At 62.9% G+C, this 12005-nt stretch carries 8 protein-coding genes; 5 read left to right on the top strand and 3 right to left on the bottom strand.

Annotated features, from left to right (window positions below; translation table 11 throughout):
- Positions 1-27: 27 nt before the first annotated feature.
- Positions 28-1065 carry a sterol desaturase family protein gene (locus CAG34_RS09475; protein ID WP_085589475.1) on the bottom strand — a complete coding sequence of 346 codons (1038 nt, stop codon included), beginning with the start codon at positions 1063-1065 and terminating at the stop codon, positions 28-30.
- Between the two features lie 244 nt (positions 1066-1309).
- Between CAG34_RS09475 and CAG34_RS09470 the strand changes: the two genes are divergently transcribed.
- The 5 genes from CAG34_RS09470 (at position 1310) to CAG34_RS09450 (ending at position 10156) form a co-directional block, all read left to right on the top strand.
- Positions 1310-3721, top strand: a complete 2412-nt coding sequence (locus CAG34_RS09470; protein ID WP_085589473.1) for a TonB-dependent receptor — start codon at positions 1310-1312, stop codon at positions 3719-3721.
- A gap of 253 nt (positions 3722-3974) precedes the next feature.
- Positions 3975-5495 carry an NCS1 family nucleobase:cation symporter-1 gene (locus CAG34_RS09465; protein ID WP_085589471.1) on the top strand — a complete coding sequence of 507 codons (1521 nt, stop codon included), beginning with the start codon at positions 3975-3977 and terminating at the stop codon, positions 5493-5495.
- A gap of 346 nt (positions 5496-5841) precedes the next feature.
- Entirely contained in the window at positions 5842-6852 is a 1011-nt protein-coding gene (gene dusA / locus CAG34_RS09460) for a tRNA dihydrouridine(20/20a) synthase DusA (RefSeq protein WP_085589469.1), read from the top strand.
- 306 nt (positions 6853-7158) lie between these two features.
- Positions 7159-8085 (top strand): transaldolase, encoded by a 927-nt coding sequence (gene tal, locus CAG34_RS09455; protein ID WP_085589466.1) that lies wholly within the window; start codon positions 7159-7161, stop codon positions 8083-8085.
- A gap of 220 nt (positions 8086-8305) precedes the next feature.
- Positions 8306-10156, top strand: a complete 1851-nt coding sequence (locus CAG34_RS09450; protein ID WP_085589463.1) for an alkaline phosphatase D family protein — start codon at positions 8306-8308, stop codon at positions 10154-10156.
- Between the two features lie 140 nt (positions 10157-10296).
- Here the strand turns inward: CAG34_RS09450 and rssC are convergent, their stop codons facing one another.
- Together rssC and rssB are read right to left on the bottom strand one after the other, a co-directional pair.
- On the bottom strand, positions 10297-10779 hold the full coding sequence (gene rssC, locus CAG34_RS09445; protein ID WP_013971741.1) for an anti-sigma factor antagonist RssC: 483 nt from the start codon (positions 10777-10779) through the stop codon (positions 10297-10299).
- Positions 10776-11960, bottom strand: a complete 1185-nt coding sequence (gene rssB, locus CAG34_RS09440) for a two-component system response regulator RssB (protein WP_015269551.1) — start codon at positions 11958-11960, stop codon at positions 10776-10778. Before rssB ends, rssC begins: the two co-directional genes overlap by 4 nt.
- Positions 11961-12005 lie beyond the last annotated feature (45 nt).

Below are 12005 nucleotides of genomic sequence, written 5' to 3'. Positions count from 1 at the left end.
AGTTGTTCGCAACAAACACGGGATCAGCTAACGGCCTGCCCTGCCGGACGCGCCGAGCACAGCCTTGCGCTGGCATTTCACCAGGACCTTGCGGCCTGTTTCGACAAAGGGCGTGACGATCAGGCTATAGACCGTCAGGTAACGCTGGTGGTCTTGCTCGCCGGTGCCGAAGCGGATGCTTTCAGGCGTTGATGTGGTGACATAGAGCGTGCCGAACATCCAGTCCCAGAGGGACAGGTTGGTGCCGAAGTTACGGTTGAAATGGCGCGGGGCGTCACTGTGATGGATCTGGTGCTGGGCCGGGCTGTTCAACACATGTTCCAGCTGCGGGCCGAACGACAGCCAGACATGGCTATGCCGCAGGTTGGCCGCCAGGCTGTTGAAGATGAACACCAGGTAGGTCACGCCGAACAGGGTGTAGCGGCTGACTTCACCGCCGCAAAGGTACCAGAAGCATCCGGCGTAGAAGCCGATGCAAATGCCGGTGCTCAGTTTCTCGACGATCTTTTCCACGAAATGCACCCGGCTCGCCGTCGCCGGCACCAGCACGGGCGCCGAATGATGGACCTTGTGAAAGGCCCAGAGCCAGCGGGAGTGAAAGGCCCGGTGCGCCCAGTAATGGATGAAGTCCTTGAGCAGGAACACCCCCAACCCGTAGAGCAGGGACAGTGCGAGGTTCTCGCCCAGGCGCGGGCGCGCGCCCCAGAGGTTGCTGAAAAAGGCCAGGTAATCGCCGGAGCGCAGGATGTAGGGGTCGACCAGATGGACGACGGGCAGCACCAGCGCAACCTTGAGGATGGCCCGCACGAAGTAGTAGCGGTAGTCCAGCAGCGCCGAGGGATGCAGATGTACCCGGGCGCCACCGATGAATTGCCAGAACGACTGGGCGTCGCTCAGGCCGCGCCGCTTCCTGAAGCGGAACAGACCATAGGCTGCGCCATAGGAGATGCAAAGGAACAAGGCCCCGAAACGGCCGTTCAAATTGAAAATGCCGAGAAACTGGTCGGTAACGGGCGTGATCACCCAATCGGTCAGGTGCTCATAGGCAAGCGACAGGGCATCCACGAAACGTCAGCCTCGGCAAAAGGGACGCAATTGTAAATCAGATTGATTTACTCGAGTGGCTTTCTGCATGAAGTGCTGCTTCAAGCACCGGGTAATCGCTTGCCCCCACCCGCAAAAACACAACACACCGATTGACAACTGCAGGAGGAAGGACAACTATCCGGCCGCCTTTATGCGAAGCTTTATCATTATCAATACGCTTCTCATCATTGCGCCCGCATAGTCCATCGAAAGGAGCCAATGGATGTCCGCCTGTTTTTCTCCCCCCGCCTTCAGCATTCGCCAAGCCGCACTGGTAGCAAGCCTTTCGGGCTCGCTGCTGGCCAGTGCCAATGCCTGGGCCGTGCCTGTCAGCTACAGCATCCCGGCCGGGCTGCTGGGGGCCGCAATCAATCAGTTCGCCACGGCAAGCGGGGTGACTGTCAGCGTCAGCAACGAAGAAATCGCTGGCCTGCGCAGTGAGGGACTGCAGGGCAGTTACGAGCTGGAGCAAGGCCTTGCGCAACTGCTGCAAGGCAGTGACCTGCAGGTGCTGCAAGCGGGAGACAAGCACTACATGTTGGCCCGCCCGAGCCAGGATGGCACGATGGAACTCGCTGCAACGACGGTCTCCAGCGTGGGGCTGGGTGCCACCACCGAAGGCACCGGCAGCTACACCACAGGTTCGGCCAATACGGCAACCGGGCTGCGCCTCTCGGCACGCGAGACACCGCAGTCGATCAGCGTGGTGACCCGCCAGCAGATCGAAGACCAGAACCTGAACGATGTTGCCCAGGTACTGGAACAAACCCCAGGCGTGGTCGTCGACAGCATGGGGCCGGCCGGCAGCGACGCCAATCATATCTACGTACGTGGTTTCGAGGTCGGCACCATCCAGGTCGACGGGCTCAACCGGCCTGACAGCTTTGGCTTTCGCGATGACCTTGCCGACATGGTGTCGTATGACCGGATCGAGGTGGTACGCGGGGCCACGGGGCTGATGTCCGGCACCGGTGACCCCGGTGCGACCGTCAACCTGATCCGCAAGAAGCCGACCTTTGAAACGCAACGCAAGCTGACCCTGAAAGCAGGCTCGTGGGACACCTACCGCACCGAGCTGGACGTGTCTGGCAAGCTGTCGGAAAGCGGCAATGTACGCGGGCGCCTCGTGGCCTCGAACACCGACAGCCAGAGCTACGTCGACCGCCAGTCCCTGGAACGGCAGGTGGGCTATGGGGTGCTGGAATGGGACATCACCGACAGCACGATGCTGACCGTGGGGGCGGAATATCAGGAAATGGACAACGACGGCGCCGGTAACCACGGCTTCCCGATGTTCAACTCCGATGGCAGCCACTTCAGCCCTTCCCGCTCGTTCAACTCGGCCTCGGACTGGAGCTACCACAAGCGTCGCACCAAGACCCTGTTCACCACCCTGGATCACGACCTGGCCAACGGCTGGCACCTGAAATTCAATGCTGAGCACAGTCGCCGAAGCTATGACGACGTATTTGCCACCGCCGCCAGCGGCACCGTCAAACCTGATGGCAGCGGCATCCAGACCTGGACTGGCCGTTGGGCAGGCGAACCTCGGCAGACCTCGTTCGACCTGTCGGCTACGGGCCCGTTCGAAGTGCTGTCGCGCGAGCACCAGGCGTACGTCGGGCTCAGCCACTACCGGGCCTACTACCGCAACGACGGCTACGATCTGTGGACGTATCAGGATATCGACAACATCCATGACTGGGATGGCTCGTTGCCAATACCCGACGCCATCTACAACAAGACGACGGAGGATGCGCTGGATGAAACCCAGGACGGCCTGGTGGCTTCGGTGCGCTGGAGCCTGGCCGATGACCTGTCGCTGATTACCGGCGCTCGGGTGATCGACTGGCGACGTGACGAAACCCACGAGACACTGGCGAGCGGTGAAACCGATCGCACCTCGCGCAGCGAAACCGGGGTCGTCACCCCTTACATCGGGCTGGTTTACGACATCGACAACAACTGGTCGGCCTATGCCAGCTACACCACCATCTTCAACCCGCAAGACAAACAGACTGCATCGGGCAGCTACATCGACCCGTTGGAGGGCGTGAACTACGAGCTGGGCCTGAAGAGCGAGTTCTGGGACAAGCGCCTGACTGCTGCACTCAGCGTGTTCGAAGTGCACCAGGACAACCTGGCCGTGAAGGACGGTGCCAACAAGGCGCCAGACGGCAACCAGGCCTACCGGGCCGAGTCCGGCACCAAGACCCGCGGTTTCGAAATGGAAATGGCGGGCGAGATCCTGCCTGACTGGCAAGTATCGGCCAGCTACACCTATGCCGTGAGCAAGAACTCGGATGGCGAGCGCCTGCTCACCGAGGTGCCCCGCGACACCCTCAAACTGTTCACCAGCTACCGCCTGCAGTCACTGCCGCAACTGAAAGTGGGCGGCGGTGTGCGCTGGCAAGGATCGGAGTACGAGAAAAACGCAGGCCCCAACAAGGAGACCTTCACCCAGGGTGCCTACAGCGTGGTCAACCTGATGGCGCAATATGCCTTCACGCCGCAAACCAGCGTCTCGCTGAACCTCGACAACCTGTTTGACAAGACCTACTACACGGCGATCGGCTCGCGTGGCTGGTACGGCAGCCCACGTAGCGCCACGGCCACGTTGGTGTACGCGTTCTGAACCAGGCGGCGTTCGCTGCCGATGCCCGGCAGCGGCGCCGAACAAGTATCCATATTTGGCGCAGCCAGTAACACATGCGCACAATATGTGTGTACAAATTTCCCATCTCCAGGCTCGCACCAGAGGTGACGGCGACCAATAAAGAGGATACAAAAGCCCGAGAACCGCCAACTCCAACTGCTCGCTGGGTTGGTACGAATCTTGTTTGTATACAAAACCAAAAATAAAAGTACACAATAGTTACGGAGTCCCGATGGCGTCAATTTCACGTTCCGGTGTCAGCCAGCTTGATGTTCTCCCTGCCGAAACGGCTGGGCCCACTCAGTTGGAGTTGAGCCCGCGCCTTTACAGTGCCGACCTTGCACCGACCCGCGCGGCAAATCGCACCTGGGGCCGCTACAGCCTGTTTGCACTGTGGACCAACGATGTGCACAACATCGCCAACTACTCCTTCGCCATCGGCCTCTTCGCCCTGGGCATGAGCGGCGCACAGATCCTCGCAGCCTTCGCGCTCGGCGCACTGGTGATCTATGGCCTCATGAACCTGTCCGGCTACATGGGGCAGAAGACCGGCCTGCCCTACCCCGTCATGTGCCGGATCAGCTTCGGCATCCATGGTGCGCAGATCCCGGCACTGATCCGCGCGGTAATCGCCATCGCCTGGTTCGGCATCCAGACCTACCTCGCTTCGGTAGTGCTGCGCGTGCTGCTTACCGCCATCGCTCCCGACCTCAAGCCCTACGACCAGAACTCGATCCTCGGCCTGTCGACCCTGGGCTGGATCACCTTCCTCGGCATCTGGTGCGTGCAGGTGGCGATCTTCGCCTATGGCATGGAGATGGTGCGCCGTTACGAATCCTTCGCCGGGCCGATCATCCTGGTCGCCTTCGCAGGCCTGGCGGGCTGGATGTACTGGCGCAGCGGCCTGTCGATTTCCTGGTCCAGCGGCAACGCGCCGACCGGCTCCACGATGTGGCTGAAGGTGCTGGGTGCCGCCGCGCTGTGGGTCTCGCTGTACGGCACCATGATCCTCAACTTCTGCGACTTTACCCGCAACTGCCCGGACCGGCGTACCATCAGCGTGGGCAACTTCTGGGGCCTGCCGGTGAACATGCTCGGTTTCGCACTGATCGCCGTGGTGCTCGCCGGTGCGCAGTTCAGCATCGACGGCAAGCTGGTGCAGGGCCCGACCGAGATCGTTGCAGCCATCCCGAACACCGCCGGCCTGGTGCTGGCCTGCCTGGCCTTCCTGATCGTCACCGTGGCGGTGAACATCATGGCCAACTTCGTCGCCCCGGCCTACGTACTCACCAACCTGGCCCCGAACCTGCTGAACTTCCGCCGCGCCGGCTTGCTCAGCGCCGCCATCGCCGTACTGATCCTGCCCTGGCACCTGTACAACAGCCCGTCCGTGATCGTGTATTTCCTTGGCGGCCTGGGCGCCCTGCTCGGCCCACTGTACGGAATCATCGTCACCGACTATTACCTGGTTCGCCGCAGCCGGGTGAACCTGCCGGAGCTGTATAGCGAAAGCAGCGAGGCCGCCTATCACTATCGCGGCGGGGTCAACCTGCGCGCCGTAGCGGCCTTCATCCCGGCGTCGCTGATCGCCATCGTGCTGGCGCTGGTGCCGGCGTTCGAAACGCTGTCGCAGTTCTCCTGGTTCTTCGGCGCGGGCCTGGGCGGGCTGATCCACTATGCCCTCGCCAACCGCAGCGCCAGATACCTTGAGGTTTCCGGCGAAAGCATCGCAGTGGATAGCACGCACCACTGACCGGGGCTGCCAGCGCGGCCCCCTGTAGGAGCGGCCTTGTGTCGCGAAAGGGCTGCGCAGCAGCCCCAGCAATATGTGCCTCTGCGCTGAACCCCTGGGGCTGCTGCGCAGCCCTTTCGCGACACAAGGCCGCTCCCACAAGGGTCCCACCAGCCATCTGAGATGCCCGCTCGCTCGGCAGAACCATCCGACCTGTTTCCAGACGCATGCCCTGCTCTCTTGGTAAACTAGCCGCCTGCCCTGGCAATCACCGATCTCCTGCCGCCGACTTTTGCTACGTCGCGCCCTCGGTTTGCTACAAACACCCTCGAAATTGCTGAATTTGGTACAAGACACGTTGAACGATATGACCACAAACCCAGGCTCTAACCCAGCAACCACGCGCCCTGAGCCTTCCCGTCGCTTCAGCGTTGCACCCATGATGGACTGGACAGACCGCCACTGCCGCTTCTTCCTGCGCCTGCTTTCCAAAAACACCCTGCTGTACACCGAAATGGTCACCACCGGTGCCCTGCTGCACAACGACGCCCACCGTTTCCTGCGCCACGACGTCTCCGAGCACCCGCTGGCCCTGCAACTGGGCGGCAGCGTGCCGGCCGACCTGGCCGCCTGTGCCCGCCTGGCCGAGGAGGCTGGCTACGACGAGGTCAACCTCAACGTTGGCTGCCCGAGTGACCGGGTGCAGAACAACATGATCGGCGCCTGCCTGATGGCCCACCCGGCGCTGGTGGCCGACTGCGTGAAAGCCATGCGTGACGCGGTGTCGACCCCGGTGACGGTCAAGCACCGCATCGGCATCAATGGCCGCGACAGCTACGCCGAGCTGTGCGACTTCGTCGGCCAGGTGCGCGAGGCAGGTTGCCGGAGCTTTACCGTGCATGCGCGCATCGCGATCCTGGAAGGTTTGTCGCCGAAGGAGAACCGTGAGATTCCGCCGCTGCGCTATGACGTGGCGGCGCAGTTGAAGGCGGACTTCCCCGACCTGGAGATCGTGCTCAACGGCGGGATCAAGACCCTGGACGAGTGCCAGACACACCTTGAAACCTTCGATGGGGTGATGCTGGGGCGCGAGGCGTACCACAACCCTTACCTGTTGGCCGAGGTGGACCAGCAGCTATTCGGCAGCGAGGCGGCGGTGGTCAGCCGCAGCGAGGCACTGGCGCAGTTGCGGCCATATATCGTCGCGCACATGGAAAGTGGTGGCGCGATGCACCACGTTACCCGGCATATCCTGGGGCTGGCCCAAGGGTTCAAGGGGGCGCGGCGCTTCCGCCAGCTGCTGTCGGCGGATATTCACAAGGCGGCGGAGCCGCTGGCGGTGTTCGACCAGGCGGTGGAGTTGTTGCAGGGGCGGTAACCTGACAAGCGCCGCAGTATCTGTGGGAGCGGGCGTGCCCGCGAACACCGGCGCAGCCGGTGCCAGCCACCGCGTTGGATTCTTCGCGGGCTCGCCCGCTCCCACAGAAGCCGCGTCGCGCTTACGAACCTAGTCCTCTTCATGACAGCGCAACCCAAGGGCTGAGTGATCGCCGTTTTTGTGCATACGGAACCTCGGGGCCGCTTGCGACTCGAATCCTCACCTTTCGCACCGCGCTTCGCGAGCCCTTGAGTGGCCGTCGGGGCTCGGGTAATGTCGAGTCATTGCACAGGACAGAGCACGCCCATGACCTCCAAGCTGGAACAACTCAAGCAGTTCACCACCGTGGTCGCCGACACCGGGGACCTGGACGCCATCACCCGCCTGAAACCGGTCGATGCCACCACCAACCCGTCGCTGCTGCTCAAGGCTGCGGCCATCCCGGGTTACGCCGATCTGCTCAAGCAGGTAAAGGCCGATGCAAAGGGTAATGTCGACCTGGCCTGCGACAAGTTCGCGGTGGCCGTGGGCTCGGGCATCCTCAAGGTCATCCCGGGGCGTATCTCCACCGAGGTCGATGCCCGCCTGTCGTTCGATGAACCCGCGCTGCTGGCCAAGGCGCGCAAGCTGATCGAGCTGTACGAAGCCGCTGGCATTGGCCGCGACCGCGTGCTGATCAAGCTGGCCTCCACCTGGGAAGGCATCCGCGCCGCCGAAAAGCTGGAGAAGGAAGGCATCCAGACCAACCTCACCCTGCTGTTCTCCTTCGCCCAGGCCCAGGCCTGCGCCGATGCCGGGGTGTTCCTGATTTCGCCGTTCGTGGGCCGTATCTACGACTGGTACAAGAAGAGCACCGGCAAGGAATACGTGGGCGCCGAAGACCCGGGCGTGCAGTCGGTCACTCGCATCTACAACTACTACAAGGCCAACGGCTACAACACGGTGGTCATGGGTGCCAGCTTCCGCAATATCGGCCAGATCGAGCAGCTGGCCGGCTGCGACCGCCTGACCATCAGCCCAGAGCTGCTGCAGCAGCTCAGCGATGACCAGGGCAGCCTGCCGCAAGTGCTGAAGCCGGGCAATGCCGGCGAGCCCAAGCAACAGCTGAACGAAAGCCAGTTCCGCTGGGCCATGAACGAAGATGCCATGGGTACCGAGAAACTGGCCGAGGGCATTCGCCAGTTCGCGCGGGACCAGGAGAAGCTGGAGAAGTTGATGGCTGAAAAGGCCTGATACATTTCGGGATTGCCTGACGGGCGGGAAGTGTTCAGCATTTTCCGCCCGTTTTTCGTCTGGCCCCCATCAAGTGCCGGGCTTTAGCAGTTTGTTGAATTCAATGGCCCTATCGCCGGCAAGCCAGCTCCCACAGTTACTGCACAGCCTTCGAGATCAGCGCTGTACCTGTGGGAGCTGGCTTGCCGGCGATAGGGCCGGTTAGCCCTCAGAGCTGTCGATGACCTCCTCTACCCCTTTGCCCCTCGTACTCGCCGGCCCGGTACTGCGCCGTCTGGAACCTCAGCGCCTGGCCATCTGGCTGGTCGCCACGCAACCGCTGCAACCCGAACTCATCTTCCCGGCAGGCGAGGCCCAGGTCGATTGCCAGGTGGTCGCGGTGGGCCAGCACGCCTTCATCCACCTGCTGGACATCCACTTCGCCCAGCCGCTGCCCTGCAACCAGCTGCTCGACTATGACCTGCTCATCAACGGCCAGGGCATCGCCGGCTGGGCGCCGCACCTGCTCTACCCCGGCGCCCGGCGCCCAAGCCTGGTGCTGCGCGATCGGCTCGACCACCTGCTGCACGGTTCCTGCCGCAAGCCGCATTTTCCGGCCGCCGATGGCCTGCTCTGCGCCGACCGCCTGCTGCAGGCCTGCGAAAGCCCCGCGGACCGCCCCGCCGTGCTGCTGATGACCGGCGACCAGGTCTATGCCGACGACGTCGCCGGCCCGATGCTGCGCGCCATCCACAGCCTGATTGCGCGCCTGGGCCTGTTCGACGAGCAACTGGAGGGCGCGGTGGTGCCCGACAGCCAGGCGCTGTACCAGCACCCGGCCTGCTATTACCACCGCGCCGACCTGCTGCCGGCCCAGGAACGCAACGAAACCCTGCGCGAACGCTTTTTCGGCGGCAAGCGCAAGCCGATCTTCTCCTCCAGCAACGCCGACAATCATCTGGTGACCTTCGCCGAGGTTATGGCCATGTACCTGCTGGTGTGGTCACCGGTGCCCTGGCAGCTGGTGAACCTGGACATGCCCAACGGGCTCACCGCCCCGCGCCAGGCCCGTTACCGGCAGGAGCTGCCGCTGATCCAGGCGTTTGCCGACAACCTCGGCCAGGTAGCGCGAGTGATGGCCCACCTGCCGTGCCTGATGATCTTCGACGACCACGACATCACCGACGACTGGAACCTCTCGGCGCTGTGGGAAGAAACCGCCTACGGCCACCCCTTCTCGCGGCGGATCATCGGCAATGCCCTGCTCGGCTACCTGCTGTGCCAGGCCTGGGGTAACGACCCGCAGAGTTGCAAGCCCCTGGTCGGGCAATGCCAGGCGTTGAACAGCCAGACCCAGGATGAGCTGATCGGCGCACTGCTGCGCTTCCAGGGCTGGCAGTTCAACCTGCCCACCAACCCACCCTTGCTGGTGCTGGACACCCGCACCCGCCGCTGGCGCAGCGAAAGCAGCCTGGCCAAGCCGTCCGGCCTGCTCGACTGGGAGGCGCTGAGCGAGTTGCAGCAAGCATTGCTGGACCACCCATCGGCGATCATCGTGTCACCTGCGCCAATTTTTGGCGTGAAGCTGATCGAGACGGTGCAAAAGCTGTTCAGCTGGCTGGGCTACCCGCTGCTGGTGGATGCCGAGAACTGGATGGCCCATCGCGGTGCAGCGCAGGTCATCCTCAACATCTTCCGCCACTCGCGCACGCCGGGGCACTACGTGGTGCTGTCCGGCGATGTGCATTACTCGTTCGTCTATGAAGTGCTGATACGCCACCGCCAGCGCAGCCCGCACTTGTGGCAGGTGACCAGCAGCGGGATCAAGAACGAATTCCCGCGGCGCCTGCTGGATGTGCTCGACCGGCTCAACCGCTGGCTGTATGCGCCGCGCTCGCCGCTCAACTGGTTTACCAAGCGGCGGGAAATGGAGGTGGTGCCGCGTACGCCCAGCCATAGCAAGGCTGGCGAGCGGTTGTGGAATGGCGCGGGGTTGGGGCAGGTGTTCTTCGATGAACAGGGGCGGCCGGCGCGGGTGTATCAGCTGGATGCGGGTGGGGGTGAGGCTACCGAGTTTGCGCGGCGGGGGTGATCAGGCAGGTAATGCTTGTGCTGGCCTTCCCGGCCTTTTCGCGGGCATGCCCGCTCCCACAGGATCACCACAGGTTTCGAATGCAGCGCAGTACCTGTAGGAGCGGGCGCGCCCGCGAAGAGGCCGGTACAGGCTGAAGATCAGGTCCGCTCCAGCGCATTTACCAGGTCATGGAAGGCTTCGCGGTTGGAGTCGTTCAGGCCCATGAGGATCTTGTGCGCCTCCAGCACCTTGGAGCGCACCACGTCTTCGTTCTGGTCCTGAGACGGCAGGTCGGTCAGGCATTCCGGGCACGGGATCGGCCGATCGACGATGTTGAACACCTGATCGAAGCCCATCGACTGCAACAACCGGGAAATGTCCGGGTTGGTGGTGACCACGGTCGGCAACAGGCCCACCTTCTGGCGCGACAGGATCGACAGCTTGGCCAGCAGGCCCAGGGTAGTGCTGTCGATGCTCTCGGTTTCGGTCAGGTCGATGACAATCGCCGAGAAGTTCAACGCGGTGAAAATCTTCTCGATCGTCGCATCCAGCGCCGAACACAGGGTCAGGCGCACTTCACCGACGAATTTCAGGACGAAGGTACCGCTCTGCTCGGCGAACTGGATTCTACCGGTACTCATTGAAGGTTCCTGCTCAACACCAATAGGGCGATATCATCCGGCATCTCCCCAAGCGTAGCCAATCCAAATCGTTGACGCAGCCCATCCAGGCTGCCACCTGCTGCCCTGACGATTTCCGGCAGGGCGGTTTCTTTATCTTTGAGCGTGTCACCCGGCAAAAGGTCCAGAATGCCATCGGACATCAGGCTGAGGCTGAACTGCGGCGGTAGCTCCACCACCAGGTCCTGGTAGGTGGCCTCGTCGAACAGCCCCACCGGCAGGCCGCGGCCTTCCAGGTAGCGGGTATGCTCGGGAGTGTGCAGCACCGGCAGCGGCAGATGGCCGCCAACGGCGTAGGTCAGCAGGCCGGTGTCTTCATCGATCACCCCGCCAACCATGGTCACGTGCTTGCCCAGCTTGCAGTTGATCAGCCCGCGGTTGATGTGGCTGAGCACCTGCGAGGGTTTGAACTCGCGCATCTTGCTGCCGCGCTTGAATTCGAACAACAGCCGCGTGGTCATGAACTTCAGCAGCACGGTGACGAACGCTGACGACGCGCCATGCCCGGAGACGTCGGCGAGATAGAAAGCGATGCGCCGTTCGTCCACCCGGAAGTAATCGGCAAAATCACCCGACAGGTATAGCGACGGGATGATCTGGTGCTCGAAGGCGAACTCGCCGGCCACCCAAGGGCTTTCCGGCAGCATGTTCATCTGCACCTGGCGACCGGCGGTCTGGTCCTCCTGCAGCAGGTGCAGGCTGGCCTCCAGTTCGCGGTTGGCGGCTTCGAGCTTGTCGCGGTAGCGCTGGTTTTCCAGCACCAGGCGCGAGCGGTCGAGGGCGCGGCGCACCGAATGCTCGAGCACGGCCAGGTCTTCCAGCGGCTTGATCAGGTAGTCGGCAGCGCCCAGGCGCAACGCTTCCACCGCATCGCTCATGACGCCGGCACCGGACACCACGATCACCGGCAACTGCGGGGCGCGCTCGCTGACCTGGCGGATCAGTTCGAGGCCGCCCATCTGCGGCATGCGCAGATCGCAGATCACGAGGTCGGGCTGGTGTTCTTCGAAGACCTGAAGCCCCTGCTGGCCATTGCCGGCCTGGAGGACGCTGAAGCCACTGTCTTCAAGATAGGCGGCGAGGCTTGCACGGACCACGTCGTCGTCATCGATGATCAGCAGCGTTGCACTGGTTTTCTGCATGTGGGCGAACGGCGCCGATTTAGGTTGGTGCAGCGGTGTCGGCAA

The sequence above is a fragment of the Pseudomonas sp. B14(2017) genome (assembly GCF_002113255.1).
GTDB lineage: Bacteria > Pseudomonadota > Gammaproteobacteria > Pseudomonadales > Pseudomonadaceae > Aquipseudomonas > Aquipseudomonas putida_Z.
The sequence above is the reverse complement of the archived record's forward strand: the minus strand, read 5'-3'. Positions and strand labels throughout refer to the sequence as shown.

What these genes read in the sequence shown, in the direction of transcription:
- CAG34_RS09470 (WP_085589473.1), top strand. Translation starts at nt 1,310, where the DNA reads ATGTCCGCCTGTTTTTCTCCCCCCGCCTTCAGCATTCGCCAAGCCGCA.
- CAG34_RS09465 (WP_085589471.1), top strand. Translation starts at nt 3,975, where the DNA reads ATGGCGTCAATTTCACGTTCCGGTGTCAGCCAGCTTGATGTTCTCCCT.
- dusA (WP_085589469.1), top strand. Translation starts at nt 5,842, where the DNA reads ATGACCACAAACCCAGGCTCTAACCCAGCAACCACGCGCCCTGAGCCT.
- tal (WP_085589466.1), top strand. Translation starts at nt 7,159, where the DNA reads ATGACCTCCAAGCTGGAACAACTCAAGCAGTTCACCACCGTGGTCGCC.
- CAG34_RS09450 (WP_085589463.1), top strand. Translation starts at nt 8,306, where the DNA reads ATGACCTCCTCTACCCCTTTGCCCCTCGTACTCGCCGGCCCGGTACTG.
- rssC (WP_013971741.1), bottom strand. Translation starts at nt 10,779, where the DNA reads ATGAGTACCGGTAGAATCCAGTTCGCCGAGCAGAGCGGTACCTTCGTC.
- rssB (WP_015269551.1), bottom strand. Translation starts at nt 11,960, where the DNA reads ATGCAGAAAACCAGTGCAACGCTGCTGATCATCGATGACGACGACGTG.